The sequence below is a fragment of the Kineosporia rhizophila genome (genome assembly GCF_021277265.1).
GTDB lineage: Bacteria > Actinomycetota > Actinomycetes > Actinomycetales > Kineosporiaceae > Kineosporia > Kineosporia rhizophila.
The window spans coordinates 15,803-37,632 of record NZ_JAJSOH010000008.1 but is presented as its reverse complement, the minus strand read 5'-3'; the positions used below and the strand labels follow the sequence as shown (position 1 = coordinate 37,632).

Sequence of the window (21,830 nt, the reverse complement as noted above, 5' to 3'; positions counted from 1 at the left end):
TTCTCAGGCGGGAGCGAACGCGAAAGCGTCCGGCGCGGGGGTGTTTCGGTCGGTGGCCCACCAGGTGGCGGCGGAGAGGGGGTCGAGGTCGCCGACGTCCCACAGGCGCCCGTCGCGGTCGTGGTGGGCTCGGTCCTGTCGGCAGGGGTTCAGGGCCGTGGTGACGCGCTCGGCGGCGGCCGGTTGCCACCGGTTGACCCACTCCGAGACACGGGTGGGTCGCTCGTCGGCGTAGGCGGTCTGCCGTTCGCAGACCAGAGCCAGCAGGTCAGCCACCACGGTGGGGTGCAGCACCCAGCACGGCGGGGCCAGCTCGATGCCGTAGTGGGCCAGGACGACCTCGGTCTGCGCGCGCAGGACCGTGACCATCTCGCAGGCCAGCTCGGCCGTCAGGTCTCGCGCGAACCAGTCCGGCTGCGCCGCCTGCTCCTCTTCGTTCTGGCTCGCTGCGCCGGAAGTCGTGCCAGTGGTAGCGCTGCCGGAGCGCACCGCCGACGCCAGATCGTTCAGACCACGGCCGAGAGCCTGGACATCGGTGTGGGTTTCGGCGTGGGCGCGCTCCAGCTTGTCCAGGCGCGCGGCCAGGGCCTTACCCAGATCCCCCGGGTCGGGGCTGTAGCGCAGGCTCACCACAGCCCTCCGTCCAGTTCGACAGCATCGTCGGCGGTGGCGGTGGCGGTGGCGGTGGCGGTGGCCGCGGCGCGTGCGGGCGCGGTCAGGGCCGGTTCCCGCTCGGGCGCAACGACCGCGGGGACGCCGGTGGGTTCGGCTTCGTCGGCCTGGACGTGGCGGACGGTCGGGATGCCCGCGCGCTCGGCCAGATCGGTGCAGTGCTCGGTGCCTCGGGAGTTGTTGTAGTTGAACGACAGGCACACATCGGCACCGGCAGAGACCATGGCCGTGTTGCGGCGGGGCCCGGCCGAACGACCGTGGGCGCGCCAGTCGGCGGGGTGGGCCTCGGACAGCACGTGCGCGTCGCCGCTGGCGCGTCGTCCCTGCGCCCAGGCATCCGCGATCGAGTCCACCCCGGCCGCCGCGCCGTGCACCAGCACCAGATCCTGACCGGGCGCCAACCGTGCCCGGACGTCGGTGAGGGCCGCCACGATCGCCTCGGCATCGCGCCAGGACCGCGACCCGGTGACCAGCACCCGCAGCGGCGCCAGCGGCTCCGGTTCGTCGACCTGACCGGGTGCGTCGGCATCGGTCGACTCGTCCAGCTCGGTGGGTTCGGCGCGCTCGGCGCTGGTCTGGCCGGTGGGCTCATCGGCGGTGCTGGTGTCGAATTCATCCTGCAGCTGCTGGTGTTCGGTGTGGCGGATGTGTTCCTGGACCTGGGCGGCGAACAGTTGGGCGTAGGGGTCGGCGTCTTTGAGGATCCACAGTGCTCCCTGGGCTTGGGGCCACTGGGGGTGGCTGATGGCGTGGCCGCTGGGCACGTACTCCTCGACCGCGCTCGGGCGCTGGCCGCGCTCGGCCATCCGCTGCGCGGCCCGGCGGCGCTCGTCCCAGTCCTCGCGGGTCAGCCACTGCCCGTTCAGGTCACCACCCATGCAGGCAATGAGTTCCTCACCCGTCCAGGCCGGCGCCTTGCGCTGGCCCTGCTGAGACCTGCTCATCGCTGACCACCGCGCCCCGGACCGTCCGTGCCGTCCTGAACGTCTTCGCTTTCAAAGGTGCTGAACGGGTCGGCGCTGAGGTAGGTGATGGTCTCCGGGGCGATGCTGGCCCGGCCGGTGGCCCAGGCCCACAGCCGTGCGATCAGCCCGGCGTCCGGGCGCGGCGCCACCTGCCACATCGCCGAGACCTGGTCGCGCTCGTCCCAGTCGTTCTGGTCGTCGCCGACGCGGTGGACGCCTTCGAGGGCGTGGATGTCGTTGCCGTTGAGCATGGCGGCCAGCTCGTCGGCGGTCGGCACGGTGGAGGCTGCGGCCTGGCCGGGGCGGGCGCGGTCGGTGAACAGGGCGACCGGGCGCCATCCGGGCCGGTCGGTGATCTGCGGGACCTTCGCGATGACCGGTGGGACCGACCGCATGAGGATCAGGACGTGGAACTTGGTCAGGGCCCGGATCTGGGACTCGGTCATGACCGCGGTCCAGCGGTACTCCCCGCGGCGCTCGCCGTCGCCCGTGGCGTCGTCCTCGTGGTCCTCCCCGATGACCCGCATCCGGTGCTCACCGGTCAGCACCGAGATGTCGTGCAGGTCGTCGGCGACCATGCCGCCACCGAACACCAGGAACGCCGCAACGTTCGACAGGATCGTGCCGGCGCCGTCGCGGCCCCACCGCTCGCGCAGCTGGGCCAGGGACTGCACCGAGATGTGCAGGGTGATGTTGCGCCCGCCCATGTCGGCCGTCCAGCGCGGCAGCGGCACCGGGCAGATCAGCGCGGCCTCGTCCAGCAGCATCGTCAGCGGCGGGTCCAGCCGCCCACCCGGCCGGTACGACGCCAACAGCCGCGCGCTCGTAGCGATCTCGGCCACCAGCGCGGCGATCAGCGGGGCCAGGGAGCCTTGGTCCTCGTGGCCGATGAGGTGCAGGGTCTCCCCGCGCTCGATCAGGGTGGTGATGTCCAGGCGCTCGGGGGCATCGGCCGGCACGTCGCCCAGCAGGCGGGCCCGGTCGTCGGCCACCCAGGCCAGGGCCGGCGCCATCGTCGTGGTGATCGAGCTACGGGTGCGGTCGTTCGTCTCGTAGAACGTGCGCGCGGCGGCGGCGCGGTCGCGGGCGGACTCGCTGATGCCCATCTCCCCCGACGGCAGCAGAGTCTCGCTCAGCAGGGCCTCGTGGACTTCTTTCTGGCTGCGCGGGCCCATGTCGCTGCTCCAGCGCACCACGTCCCGCATGCTCCGGTCGGTCAGCGCGGCGGCGTGCAGGAACAGGGCCAGGACGCGGCGGGCCTGGGAGTCCCAGCGCTGGGCCTCCGCGCTGGGCGAGTCCGGGATCAGGTCACCGGCGCGGCGCTGCGCGGCAGCGAAGTCCTCGCACCCGTCCAGCACCCGCCACCGCACCGTAGAGGCCAGGCCACCCAGACCGGCGGGGTTGAAGAAGTGCACCCGCCCGCGCTCGCTGCGGGCGGCGTGAACCATCTCGGCCAGATCCAGACGGGTCGAGGTCGTCACCAAGGCGCCCGGGGCGTCCAGTCCATGGCACGCCAAGCTCATGGTCTTGCCGGTGCGGGGGCCACCGATGCGCAGAGTGCAGTCCTCGCACGTGCACCAGACCGTCTCCCCCGGCAGGCTCCAGCCCAGCTTGCCCAGCATCACCCCCAACTGCGCGGGGTCCAGGCGCCGGCGCTCCCGGCGCGACAGCTCCCGCATGCTCGGGCGCAGCACGCCGGCGCGGGCTCGCAGCGCGCCCGGGGAGCAGTGCTCGGCCAGGTCCAGGTGGGAGGCCACGCCGTGCTGACGCTGGTCCAGCTCGGAGCGACGCTGGATCGCCTGCGCCGAGGAGTGCGGGGCCGCGACGTGCTTGGCCCACCACCACCCGGTCGCGCCGGCCCAGGTCGAGTAGCCGCCCACGCCCAGCACCAGCGCCGGATCGGTCCAGCCCAGGCTCGCGGCGCCGGCCGACAGGACACACGACCCGAGGCCGACACCGCCCACAGCGCGTGGGTACTTGTACGCCATCCGCACCGCGTTGAACGCAGCACCTCGGGCATCGCTACGGTTGCCCATGAGGGCACACTCCTTCGTCATGATCTGCTCTGGCCGAGCCGGAAAGTGATGTTCGGTGAGGTGTTCCTCACGGCTCCCGCCCGGTTGCCGCCGGACGGGAGCCACCCTGAGAAACACCAGGTGAAGCGGTCTTACGTGGCCACGGGTACGCGACCGGATGAGCACGGACAGGTCAGATGCTCAGCTCGTCGCTGTCGGCCGTCTCGTGCCTGCCGGGCCCGTCGTACCGGGCGTCCTGCCCGGCTTCCCAGGCATCCCAGCGGGCCTGCGACCACGACCGTTCGGGCGGCTCGTACTGGCTGGTCTCCCACGTGGCGAACTCCGCCGGCGACAGGAAGGACCGCAGGAACTCCCGGTTCGCCTCGTCCCGAGCCCGCTCGGCCTGCTCCACCTCGCCCTCGGTGAGCCCACCGCGGCCCCAGTACGCCTCCAGCTCGGAGTCCTGGTTGGCCTGCTCGGCCAGGAACAGCTCGTTCACCTGCTCCGGGCTGAGCCCACCGCTTGCCAGATGCGCCGGCGCCTCGTCGGTCGGCGCCCACTCCGGCGGCAGCTCCTGGTCGTGGCCGGCGCTCTCCTGCAGCTGCTGCAGCTGCTGACCCGATCGGGTCCACGACCGTCCGAAGAGGGTTGCCAGGAAGCTCATTCCAGTACCTCCGCGTCCTCATCGCCGAGGGCGTCCTGGTCGATCAGGTCGTCCGGGTTGAGGCCGTAGCGGGCCGCGAACTCGTCCTTGATGTCGTCCCACAGCAGGATGTCCCCGCGCTCGATCCCTCGATCGATGGCCGCCCGCAGCTCCGCATCAGTCGGGTTCAGCGGGTCCTGGACGAAAGGGGACGGCGTCGGCTCCATCTCGCCGTTTACATCAGCCGCATTGTCGGCCCACCACTCGGTCAGGTTCTGTTCGATGGCCTCGCCGTGATGCGGTGCCCAACCCGCCGGCGGGGCCTCGCCGTAGTGAGCGGCGCGGTAGGCGTCCTCCACGCTGGCCTGCATCTGGGCTTCGTCCAGCATGTACGGCGCCTGAGACCGCTCCTGCATGGTGTCCAGCAGGTTCTCGACGTCATCATCGAAAATGCGCGTCTCCTGGGGGTCGGCCAGCTCGGCCAGGGCCTCGGTCATGGCGCGGGTCGTGAGGTTTCCCGCCTCGTCGATCCGCTTCTGGACCTGCTCGCCCACCGCCTCAGGACTCCAGCCCAGCCACACCAGGCGGTCCATGGCCCGCGTGGGCAGGCCCGGCTCGTTGACGCTGAGCCCACCCCGGCCGCCCTCGGCGTCCAGTTCCCAGCCGGCCTCCTCGATCGTGCCGTCCGCCGCCTGCAGCGGGTGCTCAGCGGCTCGGATGAACTCGTACCGCTGTCCCCGCTCGTACTGCTCCCGCCAGGTGCCTTCGTCACCATCACCGATCCGCCGGGCCTGGATCACCTCCTTGTCGTAGGCCTCGCTCTTCCACTGCTCCAGCTGGGCCAGGGCCACCTGCCGGGCATCGCTCGTCCTGGCTGTGCCGCCCGCCTGCATGTCGCTCATTCCCAGACCTCCGCCTCGTCCTCGTCGACGGCCACGGCCGCCGGGACGTGAACCGCCGCGCTGTCGGCGCTGGTGTCGGTCTCGTCGGCGATGAGTTCCTGGATCGCGGCCACCATCTCGTTGGTTGGGAGGTGGCCGTACTCGTCCAGGCGGGGGCTCAGAGCGGCCTCGACCCGGTCGACGTCGAACCCCAGGCCGGCCACCAGCCCGGCGGCCTGACCGGTGGTGTAGAAGCCGAAACCGTTCTCGTCGTAAGGGATCCCTGCGGCGGCCTTCTCCAGGCTGGCCGCCGCGTTGGTCCCGTACTGGTCGCGGTAGGTGTCCACGGCGACCTGCCACCGCTGGTCCGGCTCTGCGGCCATGATGCGCGCCTGGGCGGCGGTCTCGGCGTGCAGACCGCGCTGCGCGGTCGGGTGTGCCGTGGCCAGGTCGTCACGCCATTCCTGATGCTGGGCCAGGCTGCTGCGAAGGTGCTTGCGGCCCTGCTCCCGGTAAGAGTCCTCGCTCGGGGGCGAGGTGGTCTGATCGTTCATTGCTGCGCTCCAATGCTCTTCGTTGGCGCGGTTGTCGGTGGCGTCGAGGCAGTCCAGGCATTGCGGACTGCCGGTGAATCGAGTGGGTAGGACGTAGTCGGCTTCGGTGCCGCACTCGGTGCAGGTCTTGCGGGCCCGCATCGCTGCAGCCAGTGCCGCGCTCTGCTGGGCCGTCGGCGGCTGCACGGGCACGGCCTCATCGATCCGGTGCAGGTAGGCCACCCGGTCACCGCGGCGCCACCGGATCTCCGAGACCGGCTCCCGGCGCTTGGCCGGCCGCAGGCCCTGGGCCCGCAACTGCCGGGTGGTGGCCAACCCCTGGGGCGCCCAACCCCACCGATACGTCCGGAACTCCTCCGGCAACGGCAGATCAGGCACCCCAGGAACGGCAGACATACACACCTCCTTCGCGTTCAGGGAGCACCCATCAGCCGCACGCAGGCACGGCAAAGACACTGACGGCGAACAGGAATCAGAAACAGGTGGAGCGAAGGGGCCGCTGACGGCTACAGCTCGTCGGCGTCCTCGTCCAGCTCGTCCACCGCATCAACCGGGGACTCGGCAACGATCAGGACGGCCTCGTCACGGCCGGCGTGGTGCAGGTCGTTGTGGACACCGACCAGGAACTGAGCCTCACCCTGGTCCGGGGTCTCGCCGATCCACGGCAGCTCGCACGTGCGGCACTCCGCCGAGATCTTCCGGTCGGTGGGCGGCCCCACCACTGAGACGCTCATTCGGCCACCTCGTCGGCGTCGGGCTCGCGCGCCGGCACCATGGCCGACTCACCAACCGGGCCGACAGCGGTGCCCTCGACCTCGCGGTCGGCACGATCCAGGCCGGCCGGATCCAGGCCCGGCGCTGCGGCAACGAACTCGGCCGCTTCACCGAACGACAGGCCCAGCTCCCGCGCCCAGGACCCCAGCGCCGGCGCGAGCCGCTCCCGCGTCGACTCCGCCTCCTCCAGGCCCCCGGCCAGCATCAGACCCGAGATCGCCTCGTTCCGGGTGACCAGCCGATCCGGCAGCCACGACAGCCGCCACTCCCTCGGCTCGTCCCCCTCGAACGCATCCGCGCCCGGGTAGGCAACCCACTCGGCCCGGTGACGGCTGCCCGACATGCTCAGCAGCGTCGAACCGATGTTGATCTTCACGGCTCGATCACCCGACCGACCCGGTGCATCCCGCCGCAGGCCGGGCACCGACGCACCGACGGGATCAGCACACCGGCTGCCCCCGCCACCTGCGCCGACACCGGCACCCGCGGACTCCCGTGCCGACCAGCACAGCCGACGACCGCCACACACATCCCGGCCGCCATCAGTTGCACCTCTTCGGCGGCTTCGCCTTCGCGTCGCCACCCCAACCGGCTACCGGCGGACGGACCTGCCCACGCGGCACCGGATCGGTGTTCTTACCCTTCTGAACCCACGAGTCGTTCGAACCCCCGGCGCCGCTCAGCACGGCCCATCCGGGCATGTAGATACTCTGGATTGGCACTGATCTCTCCCTCGACAGGACGGTCGGTGCTACAGGCCCTGGCTGGTGTTGGCGCACCGCCAGGGCCGCTCTATACAGCACTACGCTGTATTCACTACAATACAGGTTGATGCTGTATTCAGCAATGCCCGGTGCCTACCGGACTTCACCGTCATGGACCGGTGTCGCGTACCCTCGGAGCACGATGACGAACACAGAACCGGAGCTGCCGCAGGACTGGTGGACGACTGATGACGTCCTGGCCTACCTGCGATCTGTTGGCGCCCCGATCAGTCGGCAGACCTGGTCGTCATACGTGACCCGGGGGCAGGCGCCGGCACCTGACCGAAACTTCGGACGCTCGCCGGTCTGGACACCCCAAGCCGTTCGCGACTGGCAGGAAGCTCGGCCTCGGCGCGGCTCCGGCAAGTAGGCCCTCGGCACATCTCGGTTGGCTTCTCCATGCCGAAAACCATCCCCCGCCGGCCCCCATGTCGGGAGGGCGAATTTGGGGGCGAACTTGGGCACAGCCAGGCACAACCGTTCTCGCTCGGACAACGGTTCTTATCGCTGCGTTGATGGCGAACACGCGCCGTAGCGAATTACCATCGCTCCATTCGGGACATTGCGGGCCGGAGGGGGAGCCGTGGCCAGATCACCCAACGATCGGTTGGCGGATCTCGTCGAGACTGCTGGCCTGTCACGAAAAGCTCTTGCCCGAGCCGTAAAAGAGGTAGCCGCCGCCGATGGCACCCGCCTCGCAACAGACCACACCTTGGTCGGCAAGTGGCTGGATGGCATGGTTCCACGCGGTCAGACTCCCGAATACATAGCCCGGGTGCTGTCGGCGCGTCTGGGGCGAACGATTACGCGCGCTGATATCGGCATGGGGGCGAAAAGCGGCACCGTCCCGGCTGAGTCGCTGACGTTTGCCACCGATGACGACGACAGCACGAAGACCATCACGGCCCTGTGGACGGCTGACGTCGAGCAGCTCGGTGACTTACGAACGGCGACGGTTGAACCTCTGGCCTGGCGCGAAGCGTCGCTGAGGTGGTTGATCGGAGGACGTGGTCGACCACCGGAATCGGGCGGTACCTACCGGCGCGTCGGGCTGGGAGAGGTCGAGGCCATACGCCTGACCGTCGAACACTTCGCCGAACTGGACAACCGTTTCGGCGGTGGCCACGGTCGGCAGGCCCTCATCCATTACCTGGATACCGACGTAGCTCCCCTGCTGCACGCGAATCTGACCGAACCTGTGCGTCTGGCTCTCTTCGCCGCCGTGGCCGAGGCAACTCTGCTCGCGGCCTGGTCGTGCTACGACAGCGGACTGCATGGCTTGGCACAGCGCTACTTCATCCAGGCTCTCCGGCTCGCCCAGACAGGCAACGATCGGCGACTCGCCGGGTCCATCCTGTCCGCCATGAGCCACCAGGCCACCTTCCTGGGGCACTACCAAGACGCCGCCGATCTCGCCCGGGCAGCACTCGCCGGCGTCGCCCAGGTCGGCACGGCCACCATGCGCGCCCAGTTCCACGCGATGGAGGCTCGAGCACTCGCACGGCTCGGCTCCAACCGGGCCTGCGACCTGGCAATGAGCGACGCGGTCCGGCACTTCGACCGAAGCCTGCCGGACGACGATCCGGTCTGGATCTCTTACTTCAACGAGGCGGAGCTGGCCGCAGAGATGGGCCACTGCATGCGTGACCTCGGCAGGCCGTCTGGCGTCGCACAGCACCTGTCGCTGGAAGTCGCCCAGGGCGATGGCTCATACGTGCGAAGCGACTTCTTCGCCACCATGGTTCTCGCCGATGCCCACGCAGCCGCCGGCCAAGCGGAGGAAGCCGTCCGCGTCGCGCGGCTTGCCCTTGACCTGGGAGCCCAGCTCAAGTCCGCCCGCTGTACCTCTTATGTGGCAGAGTTCCGCAACCGCTTGGAAGCGCTTGGCCCCTCGACGGCGGTTCGTGAGCTGGCAGAGGAGGCTGCTGATCACCCGCTCTGGACACCAGCCCGGTAATACTCAGAACGGATTCCAGCCCTGCCGACTTCCGCCCGTCCGCAGTGACTCCAGCCGCAGCGCCACCTCACCGGCCAGTTTGGGCCCCTCGTCGGCTCGCTGTGCCATCCACGTCATCATCAGGAACTCGCGAACGTCGGCCAGCGCCTCGTAGCCGTCCCACTCCATGATGTCGACGCCGTAGGCATCTACAAACTCGCTGTACTCGGCTTCGGTGTGCCAGCCGAACCGGTCGTAATAGATCGCGGTCAGTATCAGGTCCCACTCGCGTGGCCCGATCGCGAACTCGTCCAGGTCGATCAGGGTTGGCGTGCCCTGCTGGTCTAAGAGCACATTGCCAACGCTGGCGTCGCCATGAACCGGCCCGAACCCCAGCTGCCAGTTGAGGTCGCTATAGCCCCGGCGAACCTCGCCCAGGCGCCGCCACAGGAATTCGCGGTCATCCCCTCCGATCGGCGCGTGCTCGATCCGACGCTCGGCACGATCGAACGGGCGGAGCTTGGGAAGGTCCACCTCCCCCAGCGGTAGATCATGCAGCCGACGGACCAGCTGGCCAACATCAACCGCCGCTCCATAAGCAGCATCGCGGCCCAAGGACTCCCAGAGAGACACCCAGGCGCCTGCACTGGTCTGAATTGGCTGTTCGATCGGTAAGGCTTTCACCGCTGGCACAGCGTGGGACTCCAACCAACGGGCTACAGCCAACGGGCGTCGCAGCGACTCGAGGTCGGCGTGCGGCCGAGCCACGCGGGCGATGAGATCAGGACCAACCTGAAAAACGGCGTTTTCGCCGAACCTGATCAGCTCAAGATCTGTCTTGGCCGACACTTCAGGGCGTTGGACCGCCTCAACGACGGCCGCCCTGGCTGCAGCTTCAGAGAACGATGCGGCGGACAGCACGTCTGGCACTTAGCCTCCCCTGCTCGACATCCACACGGTACGGCAGCCACTCTCGCTGAACATGCCGAGCACCGCCAGGCTGCAGTGGCTGGTCCGATGCAATCCCGCATGAGCTGGACCGGGAACCAGAAGTGCCGTACGCGCCGCCGAGCCATGCTCGGCCCTCCCGCAGGTGCTCCTGCCGCCTGGACGAGTCCCCACCTGAGAACAGCGCTCGGCGCACCCCTGCGCCGGCCTGGCACGCAGCACCACAACCCAACGGCACAAATGTTCCAAGGTCAGCTCATGCGCCGCCCCCCCTACACCTGGACGTGGCCGGCCGTCGTGCCAGTTGATGATCCTTCGGAGGCGCCAGACAGGTGTGCGACCGAATCCGTAGGCAGCCGCTGACTGTGGCAGTCCGCACACCTAGGAACGGTATGACGTCTGCGATAGTCCCCCACTCGGGCGACTGGATTGGGCGCAGGAGGTATGCAGACACGTCATCTGCCCGACTGCCGACTCGAGCCGCAGAGCTACTCAGCAGGAGACGCGGTTCATGTTGCGCCTGCGGCTATATCTGAAACTTGCCTTGCCCAGCATCATCCAAAAGTAAAATTTGGCCCTAATTCCACACATTAAGCACCAAGACCCACCCGAGCCTGGACATAGTCCTAGAAGCACTGCTTGACCCGCGGGACCTAGGCGGGGCTGCTAACGTGCGTGCCCCGCCCGATCTCACCGAGTTTGAGCGCTGTCGGGCCTTCAAGACACAAGAACCTGACGTCTTGACGCGAAGAGGTAGGAACCACAGAATCAATCGAACACTTGTTCGATCACCCCTGACGGTCCGCCCACCCATAACGGGCATCAAGGTACGAAGTGCAACAAGTCGGGTGCGCCGGCTGCAATCGGAGGTTCGCGTGGTAGTCCAGACAACAGGGACGCACTGCGCTCCCGACAGCCTGCAGGGACTCTGCCAGCAAGCAGCCTGGAACGGCCATATATATTACGAATTTGAAGTGTTTAATACTAGTCTACATGTCGCCTTTTCAGTGAATGAAACAGAGATAGCGAATCGCGCGAATCTTGGCGTTACGGAAGCGGTTTTGGACTTTGACTTATTGCAACTATGGGAGTTAGAGGGCAGGGATTCCCCTGGCCCCCCAGTAACAATACTAGGTGCTTTTATTCACAGGAAAAAACTAGATGCGCGCTCTATCGCATCCTTGCAGCCTTGGGCAAAGAATTTTCCGTTGATAATGCTATGCCCTATGGCGCGCATTTCGCCTCGCATGAACCTAGAGTTAACGTATGCCGGTGTAGGAATAGCCGCTGTCGAAAATCTCGAATGGAAACTTCTGGTTGCTCCTCCAACGATCGGTCAACTCCGGAAGAAAAGAACAATTGTAGATCGATGGATGGAAGAGCGCCTTTTCGAGTCAGTAGCGCCTCAGTACTTCACACCACGGCTTCCGGCGCATGCTCGATGATCATTGAGCGCCAGGCGCCAATGAAGTTTGGTGCCGGCCATTTTTCGTACTGGCTCTGAATGTCCAATGCTCGATACTGAGCGTTCTGGCATCGCGCGTACCAGCTTTGGCGCTGCGTAAGACTCTCAAGTCCATCGCCGATCATGGAGTCTCGAATGGCAAATAGAGCATTCAGTGAGTGCTCATAGGCCATCTGCGACTGCAGCTCGGAGTCCGTCTCCATTGCAATCCTGATTATGGGACGCCCAGCACAGCACCATCCTTGGCATTCCCAAACGGAAACATCAGGAGTCGCCATGTACGCCTGACCAATCTTGTCTACACTGACGTAGGCCAGACATTCCTGCACAACAGCAGCAGTCAACGCGCGCCGGCCTCCTGTAGTTTGACCCGGCTTACGTTCCACTCGCGGATAAAAGTGTCTCAGCTTGGTGCTCGTGCCGATCGCTCCGGCCTCCGCACCGAAAGCGACAGCGCCCAGCGCCGAAACATCGGAGCGAATCAACCATACTGGGACCTTCGCCTCATCCAATAGACGAATCAGCCCGCCAACCGAATCTTTTCGACCTAGAGGATCGACTTTATGCTCCAGGGCTAGAGCAACAGGAACGCCAACACGGTTGATCTCAGTCAGGAGCTGCGCCCTCTTCATGTCGTCGGCAACCCAGCTCACATGAATGGGAAGCAGCGCCATTGCTCCTTGACGAGCAGACTGAATGAGAATCGTGCGCATTCCGTTTAAGTCGTCCGCGTCAACATACCCTGAGTCTGCGATAGGTTTCATACCGCGTTGGCGCTGGTAGTGGATCCAGTCCGGTGACACACCTTCGTGTGCAAGTTTGCGGTCATTGCCGGCATACAGGGCCATGTCAGCACACACAACAACGTCGGCGGCGATAGCCACTTGAAGAGCTTGTTCAAAAGAGGCCGATTTCTTGCCGTACCCGGTATTGGTCAGCATGATGCCTGCGCCGTATCTATCGACCAGGGCAGTCAAAGAGCTGACCTCACTGGGAAGACACTGAGCGAACAGTGACCCCCGCGGCATTTCCGACGTCATACGGACCTATTCTCCTCGATCTGACAGCTGAGAAATATACACTCGTCGAAAATCTTCGATCCGCATCAAGGAGATGCGCGCAAGGTCCGTTTCACTCAAGCCCTGCTGGCGCAGACGTTCAAGAATGTCCCCCAGGAGCAAAAGCTCTTCCCGCTGCACGTCCCCCGGTTCCAGCTTGTCCCACCCCATCCTGGCAAGACGAATGCGTAATTTCCGATACGTCTCAGAATCGATCTTACCGAGGCGCTTACCTTGCTCAATAAGAGCCGATATAGATACACCCCATTCATTCTTCAGTTCGAGTAGGCTCCGAAGATTTCCCTCTGTCATGCCCTCGAGTGCGTCGTCCATCGATTCGCGCGGAAGAAGCAACCGAGCCGCAAAATCGTTAGCTTCGGACTCGACTTCGTCATCGGCTGAAGCAGCCATTCCTTGATGCAATACGATATGACCAAGTTCGTGCGCGATAGTAAATCTCTCACGATCTGGAGAAAGGCCTTCATTAACGATAATGACGGGGTGACGACCCGCGCCACTCATGCTAATGCCATCCTGCCCCACAGATCCGACCCTCGGCGTAGGGGCAGTGAGAGGGCGTCGCATAATCGGCACACCGATGCCCTCGACAATTTGTGCAACACTAGCGACTGGCTTGCCTCCTATTCCTGCCATCTCACGTATCTCTTGTGCAAGTCCCGTTGGGCTTGCGGTGGCTCCTGTGCCAACTTGAGGCAGGCGAACTTTAACTGCATTGGCCGAATTTAGGTGCGCGATGAGACGGGTAAGCGTGAGGCTGGTCAAGTTCGCCAGTCCTTCAATCCGCTTCACCGAGCCAGCGGAGAGCCGACTCTTTTTTCGTCGATGATGAACACAGGAGACGCCGGGAGAGAGGACCACTCCAGGATCCGTCAGCAGATCGATCGGGCACCACATGGCCTCGGCTATCTGACTCAAATATGGCTCTGTTAATTCGAGCACCCCACCTTCAATCCGCGACACATACCCCTGCGAGAGGCCCGCTCTCTCAGCAAGCTGCGCCTGAGTGAAGCCCAGCACCTGCCTCACTTGGGCTACTGCATCCCCCAGGCCGTGCCTGTCCGCGTCCACCCTCATGAGTAGGAGCATACCAGGACCATGCCGTAGTCATGCAAGTCTGATGCTCAAGTTCATGCCCAAAATATTCCGAACTGATTCAGCAGCTGCCGCAGGCCCAGGACGGGATCACTCACGGGGTGAGGACGGGCAGGATCGAGGCCGGCCTCGCACAGCCCGGACAATCAAGTAGAACTTGCAGAAACGGGCCGGGTCGCGCACTTGACGTGAGGTCTGCGGCATCCCATCTGGCCCCACCCTCAAAAAGTCGTCTCGAGGGTCTCCTGGGGCGGGGCGGGGGCGCCTAGCGTTAGACGTCTTCCATCAAACCGCCGACGTAGCTTCTCGCCCAATGGGCGCCGAGGAGTTGAGCCAGGGGCGCATCGGCCCAGCTGAAGACGGTTTGGCGGTCCGTCTGTAAATCAGACGGCTCAGCCTACGCAGGTTCGAACCCTGCACCAGCCACACCAGGCGAAACGCCCGCTGATCTGCGCAAGCAGGTTGGTGGGCGTTTCGGCGTTTGTCCGGGCGTCACCGGGTGGGAGCGGGGATCTACGGGTGTCCGCGTCTCATGCGCGTCCAAGTTTTCAAGATCCTTGCCCCCGTTACGCCCTGCCTGCTGCTGCCGACCCCAGATCTGGACGCCACCCTCATCACCCGAGGACTCCTGCTATGCAGTGACGTACATCACTAGTGCATTGTTTCGGCGTTGCCCGCGAGAGCACGCACCCGGGCTGCACCTCGACCCCGAGCCCACGAGAACCACACGTAACGACTCGCAGCGTCGAAAGGGACGAACCGCCAGGTCAGGCAAAAGAAAAGTGGGGAGCGGCCTCCAAGGAGGCGGCTCCCCTACTTCAGAACTTGGGCTGCCCGGGGCAGCGACTTTCAAGATACGGGCACACTCGGGCAATGAGCAACCCCCAGGACGCCGCCCTCTCGGGCGTTCCACTGATGCAAGGAGTAATTGGTCAGGACTGGTACGCAACCCATGTCGCCGTCCGCCTCAAGGAGTTCTACTTCGCCAGTTCACCGTGGCAGCGAAGACTGTGGAACGCCGGAACCGTGGGTGGGCTGTACGAAGTGCTGGAGGCCTCTCGATGGCGGAACCAGAACGTTCTGCGAGAGGCGGCGCTCCTCAACTTCTGTCACGAGATGCAACGCGCCGTCGGCCAAGACCGAGGCGTTGCTTCGGGAAGGCTCAGACGGTCCGTCGCCGATGAATTGAAGTCAGGCGCGCACTACGACACAAGGCACTGGCGGACACTGGAGCAACTCGTTCCCCACGTTGCCGACGGATACCTGAAGCGCTGGGCCGAAGCCGTGACCTCGGCCTCGCCCCCGGGACCTGAGCGAGTAGCTCGCGCCGTCGCATCGCATCTGCTCGACCGCGGCTACAGCATGGCCCACCTGCACGCCGGGATGCGTCGGCACATCGAGGCCAGGAGCAGCCTGCAAGACGTTTTTGAGGACGCGATGGCACTCGACTGCTGCGAGCGCCGCCTCTACGACGTGCTTCTGCCCTTCGAAGTCATGCCGAAGGAGACGACGGCCCGACAGCAGCCGAACTGGCGAACCGGTCCGCAGGTCAAGACCTGGCTGACAGAACGTGGCGGCACGCGCGCAGGGCAGGCCGTGCCGCGCTATGTAGGCGGGTTCCATTACCGCTTACCCGCCCTGGACAGCTATGCGGCCGCCGAGCAGACCGCAGCCATCAGGGACCGGCTCCTGGCGCGGGCGAGCTATGCGGCCGGCTACACACATATCAAGGCGTTCGATGCCGCGTGGATACACGACCCCGCCACAGCCGACCTGTCGGGAGTCAAGCTTTTCGGTCTGGACAACCCGCATCGCAGCGTCTTCGTGAAATCGCTGGTCCGAGAGAAGAAGATTCATGATGTCGGCATCGAGCCCACGGTCCTGGACGACGCCCTCGAACTGGCTGCGGCCCTGAATCACAGCGGTTCCCGCGGGCCGGCCATTGCCAGCGGCTGGTCGGCCCTGGAGTCTCTTCTCTGTTCTCCCGGCGACCCGGAGGACGCTCAGCAGGGGCGAGGCGTCGTGGTGAGCCTTCGTGCAGCCGCTCTGGTGGCGTGTTCATGGCCTCGGGCCGAACTCACCGCCCTTTCATACGGGCAAGCCGGGCAGACGTCTTCAGTGAATGCGGTGGGAGTGTCGGGACCACGGGCGCAGGAGAGGGCGGACCGGATTCCGGCGGCCGAGGACTTCGCACAGCATCTGGCGCTTGCCGACACCAACCGAGCAAGGTGCCGGGTGATGCTGGACCACTACGCCCAAGGCGGTTGCCTGTCCGTTTCCACCCCAGAGGCGGCAGCCGCCCAGGAACGGGTCCTCGCTCTCCTTGCCGATCCGCACCCAGCGCTGACCGAGCTCCGTAGCCACCTGGAGAGCGCTTTTCAGCGGCTCTACCGGATGCGCAATGTCGTCCTGCACGGCGGAGCCGCGTCTGCGGCAGGGCTGGAAGTCACTCTGCGCACCACCGCGCCTCTGGTGGGAGCAGCGCTGGACCGGGTGGCACACGCTCAACTGGTTGACGGTGTCTCACCACTCTCTCTGGCCGCCCGTGCCCAAGCTCGCCTGGATCTCCTCGGAGAACCCGGCACGCCCAACGTGGCCGATCTGCTGGAGTGACCCGAAAGCACTCGCAGCGCTACTGCGCGGCGCTCCGCACCGCATCGGCCCCGGCCTCGTCCCCCACCGCCAGCAGCCCCGCGACCACTCCCTCGCGGTCGGCCTCGGGCCGGTTCTGGCTGAGTTTGGCCTTGGCTTCGATCCGGGTGATCCGCAGCTCGACCCCCACGATCGCGCGCAGCTGGCCCGCGACGAACTTCGGCGGGGCGTCGTCGACCGCCCAGGCCGGGGTGCGGCCGGCCTCGTGCTGGTCGGTGAGCCGGTTCACCAGGGTCTCCAGCCAGGCCACGTCGTCGTGGATCACCAGGTCGCCTGGGGGCACCTCCCGGCCCTCTAGGGCTGGGGGAAGACGTGGGCGGTCAGGTAGTTCCAGGTCGGCACCACCCGGCCGTGCTCGGCCTTGCTGGCGTACCAGGAGGGCGAGACGTAGCTGTCGGGGCCGCGCAGGATGACCAGCGACTCGCCGGTGGGCGGGGACTGCCAGTGCGGGTTGTTGCGGGCCAGGTGTCCCAGGAGAGCTCCCTGCGGTCCGGCAGAGGGGTCAAACAGCAGGGGGAGGAAGGTGGCGACCAGGCCGTCAGCCGTGGGCGTGATCAGGTCGGCGGCGGCGGGGCGGGTCAGGAGCTCGTGGATCTGCTCGGGGGTAGCAGCGAAGTGGGCGGGGACATACACGGCACGAGTGTGTGCGGGCTGAGCTCAGGGGGTCTACGGCCAATCCGTGTCCAGCGGCCATGAAGTCGACGGCGGTGGGTCGATCCGGTGAACTCCGCCACCGTGGCCCCTCGGAGCTTGCACCTCCCGCGCGGGGAGGTGTTCGATCGAGCGTCGTGACCACTGTTCCCTCGCTCGACGACGACCTGCTCACCGAGGGTGTGCCGGAGGCCGAGTTCAACCCGGGCATCGCGTCCCGCCTGCCGTCCAAGAACGTTGCGGCGGCCGCGCTGATCCGTGATGGACAGGGCCGGGTGCTGCTGCTGGAGGCCGTCTACAAGCCCACCTGGGTGATGGCCGGCGGGGTGGTCGAGGCGAACGAGGACCCGCACCTGGGGTGTACCCGCGAGCTGGCCGAGGAGCTGGGGCTGGAGACCGTGCCCGGGCGGCTGCTGGTGGTCGATTGGGTGCCGCGGCACGGGGTCTGGGGCGATCAGCTGCAGTTCGTCTTCGACGGCGGGACGCTGAGCCCTACCCAGATCGATTCGATTCAGCTGCAGGAGAGCGAGTTACGGGCGGCGCACTGGGTGGCCCCGGAGGATCTGCCTTCCGTCCCACTCGCCCCGTCGTTGCTCCGGCGGCTGGTGGCGTCGCTCACCGCCCTTGCCCAGGGGACCACTGAATACACAACCTATGGACGCTCGGGGCGGTAGGACGTCCATAGGTTGCCTCCCAGCCGAGCGGGCTGGGAGGCGACCGAGACCGCTCAGGCGACCTGGAACGACCGCTTGGACAGCCCCCACATGTAGCCCTCGATGGTCGTGGTGACCGGGGCTTCCGGGTTCGAGGCGGCGCCCAGCGTGATGAACGCCGGCACGAAGTGCTCCACCGTGGGGTGCGAGTAGGGCAGACCGGGAGCACGTTTCAGGTAGTTCATCAGCGTGTCCACGTCGCCGCGGGCCAGCGTCTCCTGGGCCCAGGAGTCGAAGTCGGCCGACCAGCCCGGGATCTTGCCGGCGAACGCCTCACGGGTCAGGAACGGCAGGCCGTGGGTCATGAAGCCGGAGCCGATGATCAGCACACCCTGCTCCCGCAGTGGGCGCAGGCGCCGGCCCAGTTCCATCAGCTTGGCCGGGTCATGGGTGGGGATGCTCAGCTGCAGCACCGGCACGTCGCCGAGCGGGTACATCACCTTCAGCGGCACCCAGGCGCCGTGGTCCAGGCCCCGGCTGTTGTGCTGGTGCACCGTCTCCACGTCCGGCATCACCGAGGTGACCAACGCGGCCAGAGCGGCTGCGTCCGGGGTGCGGTACTGCATCTCGAAGTAGCGCTGGGCGAACCCGCCGAAGTCGTAGACCAGCGGGGTGTGGGCCAGCGGGCTGGTCAGGCTGAGCGGCGCCGACTCCCAGTGCGCGCTGATGATCAGGATGCTCTTCGGCTTGGGCATCTGCTGCGCCCAGGCGTGCAGCTGATCCATCCAGGGGCCGTCGTCGAAGAGCGGGGGCGCACCGTGGGAGAGGTAGAGCGCCGGCAGGGCACCGTCGGCGGGGGTCCAGTCGCGCTGCGCCCGGCTGGTGGCCAGTGCTCCGGGAAGGAAGGCATCGAACGCCGCACCGGGCGCCGTGGGGTCCACCGTGGAGGTCATGTTTCAAAGGTAGGACGACTTAGTTGAAATCTCAAGCACTTCTCGGAGCGACCACAGAGAGCACACGACCGGTCACTCGATCCGCGGGCTGCCAGACGGGTGAATCCGGGTTCCCGGGCTGAGCGTGCGCCGGTGCGTAATCGCGGCGATTCTCAGCGGATTCACCGCGATCACCAGGCACTCTCGAGACTGCCAACGATCGGCGGACAGCGGTCCCATCTCTTCCGCAGCGTTAGAGTTGCGAGAGGCGACAGCAGTTCGCCGCACCCCCGTACCGGAAAGGTCTGCGAACCATGCGCGCCACGCCATCGGACGACGCCCACCAGAGCGGGTTGTCCCACGGGAGTGGCCGGCACGCGGCGCCGGAGAGCGATCCGGCCGCCGCGACCAGCCCCATCCCGGGCGGGCCGGCCGATCCCCCGTCGGGCCCGGGCGGCAAGCCCCCGGCCACCGGTGGCGCGCGCAAGAAACTGCTGGCCGCCGGGGCGGTGGTGGCGCTGCTCGCGCTGATCGGCGTGATCTTCGCGGTCACCCAGGGTTCGGACGACGAGACCAGCTCCCCCACCCCCAGCGCCTCGGCCGGCGAGGGCAGCACTGGGGGCACCGGCACCAAGTTCGGGGTGTTCCGGCAGACCTCGGCCGACAACGTCGAGGCGTACCAGCAGTGGCTGGGGGCCGACGTCGAGTACGTGGTCGACTTCTCGGCCCGCGGCACCTGGGACAACATCGCCAACCCGCAGTACCTGTTCGACGAGTGGGCCGACACCCCGTACCGCCTGGTCTACGGCGTACCCCTGCTGCCCACCGACGTCGAGGGCGTGAGCATCCAGGCCGGGGCCGCGGGCGACTACAACGACTACTTCCGCAACCTCGCCGACAACCTGGTCAAGGCCGGCCAGGAGGACGCGGTCCTGCGCGTCGGCTGGGAGTTCAACCTGGAGTCGTGGAAGTGGGCCAGCGACGACGCCGAGAGCTGGAAGGCGTTCTACCGCAACGTCGTCGAGACCATGCGCTCGGTGGACGGTGCGAAGTTCGAGTTCGACTGGAACGTCAACGGCGGGCCGAACAAGTACGACGCGGCGAACTACTACCCCGGTGACGACGTGGTCGACTACGTCGGGGTGGACGCCTACGACGTGTCCGGCGCGGCCTACCCGTACCCGGACGACTGCGACAGCGCCTGCTACGTGAAGGCCCAGAAGAAGGCCTGGGACGTGTCGATCTACGGCGGCGACCGCGGTCTGCAGTACTGGTCGCAGTTCGCCAAGGACCACGGCAAGCCGCTGTCCATCCCGGAGTGGGGGGTCTGGGCCCGCCCAGACGGCATCGGCGGCCACGACAACCCCGACTACATCCAGCGGATGTACGACTTCATCACCGACCCGGCCAACAACGTGGCGTACGCGGCCTACTTCGAGTACGACTACACCGACGGCCAGGGCGGCCGGCACAGCCTCGAGAACTCGTTCCCGAACAGCGCGGCGAAGTTCAAGGAACTGTTCGTGCCGCTCTACCAGAAGGCCGACGGTTCGTAACCCGGCGCAGGTGCACCAAGCAGTGCCCCGGGCGGGCTAAGATCCTTCCGGACCTTTGTGAAGCAGTCGTAAAGATCCATTTCCTGGCGGGACCCGGTAAGTCGTCCCGCCCCGCGATGGATGGGGAAGTACGACTGCATGACGACCACAGGCCGTTCTCCGCGACCTGATGCCGCTGCTGCGCCGGACCGTCTTCAGAGTTCGACGCCGCTGCGCGAGCTGCTCAACTCGATGGTCGGTCTCCTGCTCGGTGAGATCACCGAGGGTGCCGAGACCGACCGCCTCAGGCGCTACGTCGATCCGCTGACCATCTGCCTGAGCCTGGAGCGGGACCTCACCGACCAGGCCGGCCAGGCCCGGGACGCGGTGGCCCGGGTCCAGGCCCAGCAGATGAGCGATCTGGCGACCGGGGTGCTCATGGCCCGGCTGGGCTGCGACCCGCCGACCGCACGCCGGCTGCTGTCCGAGTGGCTGGCCCAGCGCGGCGTGGATGCGGCGGAACTGTCGCCGGCCGATGTGCAGGCCCTGCTCGAAGATCCCGACTGGGGACGTCCCTGAGCCGCTGAGGCGGTCGGGCGGCCCCTTCGTCGGTGGTCACCTCTGAGAACGAACACAGCCCCCGGAGCCGAGCGATGGCTCCGGGGGCTGACAGGTTCTCACCGCGCCGGCGACCGGCGGGGAGAACCCGGTCGGGTGGTTCAGCGGCGGTAGCCGGCCATCGACTCCAGGCGGGCGATGCGGTCGGCCATCGGCGGGTGGGTGGCGAAGAGCTTGGCCACCCCGCCACCCCGGAACGGGTTGGCGATCATCATGTGGCTGGAGTTGACCAGCTCCCGCTCGGGCGGCAGCGGCAGCTGCCGGGTGCCCATCTCCAGCTTGCGCAGGGCCGAGGCCAGCGCCAGCGGGTCGCCGGTGAGCTTGGCGCCGTCCTCGTCGGCGTCGTACTCGCGGGTGCGGCTGACCGCCATCTGGATCACCCCGGCGGCGAGCGGGCCGAGCAGCGACATCGCGATCATCGCGACGAAGTTGGGGCGCTCCTCGTCGCTGCCGCCGAAGAAGAAGGCGAACTGCGCGATGAAGGTGATCGCGCTGGCCAGGGCCCCGGCGACGGAGGCGGTGAGGATGTCCCGGTTGTACACGTGCATCAGCTCGTGGCCCAGCACCCCGCGCAGCTCGCGCTCGTCGAGGATCTGCAGGATGCCCTCGGTGCAGCAGACCGCGGCGTTGCGCGGGTTGCGGCCGGTGGCGAACGCGTTCGGCGCCTGGGTGGGTGAGATGTACAGCGCGGGCATCGGCTGGCGGGCCTCGTTGGCCAGCTCCCGCACGATCCGGTACATCACCGGCTGCTCGGCCTCGCTGACCGGGCGGGCGCGCATCGCCTTGATCGCCATCTTGCCGGAGTTCCAGTACTGGTAACCGCTGATCGCCAGCGAGACCCCGAAGGCGATCACCAGACCGGTGCTCCCGGCCATCAGCTGACCGATCACCAGCAAGAACGCCGAGAGGCCACCCAGCAGGACGGCGGTCTTCAGCCCGTTGAAATGACTATGACCCATGCGGTGCTCCCTGACTCCTCACGACCGGTGCCACCGGGCACC

General features: G+C 66.8%; 18 protein-coding genes and 1 pseudogene. 5 read left to right on the top strand and 14 right to left on the bottom strand.

Annotated features, from left to right (window positions below; all coding sequences use genetic code 11):
* Window positions 1-3: 3 nt before the first annotated feature.
* From LWF15_RS13930 to LWF15_RS13895, 8 genes are all read right to left on the bottom strand, one after another.
* A complete protein-coding gene (locus LWF15_RS13930; RefSeq protein ID WP_232811161.1) occupies window positions 4-630 on the bottom strand; it encodes a hypothetical protein in 627 nt (208 codons plus the stop codon).
* A complete protein-coding gene (locus LWF15_RS13925; RefSeq protein ID WP_232811160.1) occupies window positions 627-1,616 on the bottom strand; it encodes a DUF2493 domain-containing protein in 990 nt (329 codons plus the stop codon). Before LWF15_RS13925 ends, LWF15_RS13930 begins: the two co-directional genes overlap by 4 nt.
* Complete coding sequence (locus tag LWF15_RS13920) at window positions 1,613-3,673, bottom strand: type IV secretory system conjugative DNA transfer family protein (RefSeq protein ID WP_232811158.1); 2,061 nt, start codon at window positions 3,671-3,673, stop codon at window positions 1,613-1,615. Before LWF15_RS13920 ends, LWF15_RS13925 begins: the two co-directional genes overlap by 4 nt.
* Before the next feature lie 172 nt (window positions 3,674-3,845).
* Window positions 3,846-4,316: a hypothetical protein gene (locus LWF15_RS13915; RefSeq protein ID WP_232811157.1), complete on the bottom strand. Its 471-nt coding sequence runs from the start codon at window positions 4,314-4,316 to the stop codon at window positions 3,846-3,848.
* Window positions 4,313-5,197, bottom strand: coding sequence for a hypothetical protein (locus tag LWF15_RS13910; RefSeq protein WP_232811155.1), 885 nt, complete (start codon window positions 5,195-5,197; stop codon window positions 4,313-4,315). The genes LWF15_RS13915 and LWF15_RS13910 overlap by 4 nt, the downstream gene beginning before the upstream one ends.
* Window positions 5,194-6,126, bottom strand: a complete 933-nt coding sequence (locus tag LWF15_RS13905) for an RRQRL motif-containing zinc-binding protein (RefSeq protein WP_232811153.1) — start codon at window positions 6,124-6,126, stop codon at window positions 5,194-5,196. The genes LWF15_RS13910 and LWF15_RS13905 overlap by 4 nt, the downstream gene beginning before the upstream one ends.
* Window positions 6,127-6,236: 110 nt before the next feature.
* A complete protein-coding gene (locus LWF15_RS13900) occupies window positions 6,237-6,464 on the bottom strand; it encodes a hypothetical protein (RefSeq protein ID WP_232811151.1) in 228 nt (75 codons plus the stop codon).
* Window positions 6,461-6,880: a hypothetical protein gene (locus tag LWF15_RS13895; protein ID WP_232811149.1), complete on the bottom strand. Its 420-nt coding sequence runs from the start codon at window positions 6,878-6,880 to the stop codon at window positions 6,461-6,463. The genes LWF15_RS13900 and LWF15_RS13895 overlap by 4 nt, the downstream gene beginning before the upstream one ends.
* Before the next feature lie 971 nt (window positions 6,881-7,851).
* On the opposite strand from LWF15_RS13895, the gene LWF15_RS13890 reads away from it, so the two are divergent.
* Window positions 7,852-9,225 carry a hypothetical protein gene (locus LWF15_RS13890; RefSeq protein ID WP_232811147.1) on the top strand — a complete coding sequence of 458 codons (1,374 nt, stop codon included), beginning with the start codon at window positions 7,852-7,854 and terminating at the stop codon, window positions 9,223-9,225.
* Window positions 9,226-9,228: 3 nt separating this feature from the next.
* On the opposite strand, the gene LWF15_RS13885 is transcribed toward LWF15_RS13890, so the two are convergent.
* From LWF15_RS13885 to LWF15_RS13875, 3 genes are all read right to left on the bottom strand, one after another.
* Entirely contained in the window at window positions 9,229-10,134 is a 906-nt protein-coding gene (locus LWF15_RS13885; RefSeq protein ID WP_232811145.1) for a phosphotransferase enzyme family protein, read from the bottom strand.
* A gap of 1,431 nt (window positions 10,135-11,565) precedes the next feature.
* Window positions 11,566-12,594 (bottom strand): hypothetical protein, encoded by a 1,029-nt coding sequence (locus LWF15_RS13880; RefSeq protein ID WP_232811143.1) that lies wholly within the window; start codon window positions 12,592-12,594, stop codon window positions 11,566-11,568.
* A 69-nt stretch (window positions 12,595-12,663) separates the two neighbouring features.
* Window positions 12,664-13,770, bottom strand: coding sequence for a helix-turn-helix domain-containing protein (locus LWF15_RS13875; protein ID WP_269810148.1), 1,107 nt, complete (start codon window positions 13,768-13,770; stop codon window positions 12,664-12,666).
* A gap of 891 nt (window positions 13,771-14,661) precedes the next feature.
* Between LWF15_RS13875 and LWF15_RS13870 the strand changes: the two genes are divergently transcribed.
* Window positions 14,662-16,401 (top strand): hypothetical protein, encoded by a 1,740-nt coding sequence (locus LWF15_RS13870; RefSeq protein WP_232811139.1) that lies wholly within the window; start codon window positions 14,662-14,664, stop codon window positions 16,399-16,401.
* A gap of 19 nt (window positions 16,402-16,420) precedes the next feature.
* Here LWF15_RS13870 and LWF15_RS38135 read toward each other — a convergent pair.
* Window positions 16,421-17,073, bottom strand: a pseudogene (locus LWF15_RS38135) (FMN-binding negative transcriptional regulator).
* Window positions 17,074-17,228: 155 nt separating this feature from the next.
* Here LWF15_RS38135 and LWF15_RS13860 point away from each other — a divergent pair.
* Window positions 17,229-17,765: an NUDIX domain-containing protein gene (locus LWF15_RS13860; protein ID WP_232811138.1), complete on the top strand. Its 537-nt coding sequence runs from the start codon at window positions 17,229-17,231 to the stop codon at window positions 17,763-17,765.
* A gap of 53 nt (window positions 17,766-17,818) precedes the next feature.
* Here the strand turns inward: LWF15_RS13860 and LWF15_RS13855 are convergent, their stop codons facing one another.
* A complete protein-coding gene (locus tag LWF15_RS13855) occupies window positions 17,819-18,697 on the bottom strand; it encodes a dioxygenase family protein (RefSeq protein ID WP_232811137.1) in 879 nt (292 codons plus the stop codon).
* A 293-nt stretch (window positions 18,698-18,990) separates the two neighbouring features.
* Here LWF15_RS13855 and LWF15_RS13850 point away from each other — a divergent pair, with 293 nt between their 5' ends.
* Entirely contained in the window at window positions 18,991-20,232 is a 1,242-nt protein-coding gene (locus LWF15_RS13850; protein WP_232811135.1) for a glycosyl hydrolase, read from the top strand.
* Between the two features lie 138 nt (window positions 20,233-20,370).
* Window positions 20,371-20,790, top strand: a complete 420-nt coding sequence (locus LWF15_RS13845; protein ID WP_232811133.1) for an ANTAR domain-containing protein — start codon at window positions 20,371-20,373, stop codon at window positions 20,788-20,790.
* A 140-nt stretch (window positions 20,791-20,930) separates the two neighbouring features.
* On the opposite strand, the gene htpX is transcribed toward LWF15_RS13845, so the two are convergent.
* Window positions 20,931-21,788 carry a zinc metalloprotease HtpX gene (gene htpX / locus LWF15_RS13840; protein WP_232811131.1) on the bottom strand — a complete coding sequence of 286 codons (858 nt, stop codon included), beginning with the start codon at window positions 21,786-21,788 and terminating at the stop codon, window positions 20,931-20,933.
* Between the last annotated feature and the right edge of the window lie 42 nt (window positions 21,789-21,830).

Excerpts from the sequence above, each read along its gene's own strand:
- LWF15_RS13925 (WP_232811160.1), bottom strand. The coding sequence starts at position 1,616 with ATGAGCAGGTCTCAGCAGGGCCAGCGCAAGGCGCCGGCCTGGACGGGT.
- LWF15_RS13920 (WP_232811158.1), bottom strand. The coding sequence starts at position 3,673 with ATGGGCAACCGTAGCGATGCCCGAGGTGCTGCGTTCAACGCGGTGCGG.
- LWF15_RS13915 (WP_232811157.1), bottom strand. The coding sequence starts at position 4,316 with ATGAGCTTCCTGGCAACCCTCTTCGGACGGTCGTGGACCCGATCGGGT.
- LWF15_RS13910 (WP_232811155.1), bottom strand. The coding sequence starts at position 5,197 with ATGAGCGACATGCAGGCGGGCGGCACAGCCAGGACGAGCGATGCCCGG.
- LWF15_RS13905 (WP_232811153.1), bottom strand. The coding sequence starts at position 6,126 with ATGTCTGCCGTTCCTGGGGTGCCTGATCTGCCGTTGCCGGAGGAGTTC.
- LWF15_RS13900 (WP_232811151.1), bottom strand. The coding sequence starts at position 6,464 with ATGAGCGTCTCAGTGGTGGGGCCGCCCACCGACCGGAAGATCTCGGCG.
- LWF15_RS13875 (WP_269810148.1), bottom strand. The coding sequence starts at position 13,770 with ATGAGGGTGGACGCGGACAGGCACGGCCTGGGGGATGCAGTAGCCCAA.
- LWF15_RS13870 (WP_232811139.1), top strand. The coding sequence starts at position 14,662 with ATGAGCAACCCCCAGGACGCCGCCCTCTCGGGCGTTCCACTGATGCAA.
- LWF15_RS13855 (WP_232811137.1), bottom strand. The coding sequence starts at position 18,697 with ATGACCTCCACGGTGGACCCCACGGCGCCCGGTGCGGCGTTCGATGCC.
- LWF15_RS13850 (WP_232811135.1), top strand. The coding sequence starts at position 18,991 with ATGCGCGCCACGCCATCGGACGACGCCCACCAGAGCGGGTTGTCCCAC.
- LWF15_RS13845 (WP_232811133.1), top strand. The coding sequence starts at position 20,371 with ATGACGACCACAGGCCGTTCTCCGCGACCTGATGCCGCTGCTGCGCCG.
- htpX (WP_232811131.1), bottom strand. The coding sequence starts at position 21,788 with ATGGGTCATAGTCATTTCAACGGGCTGAAGACCGCCGTCCTGCTGGGT.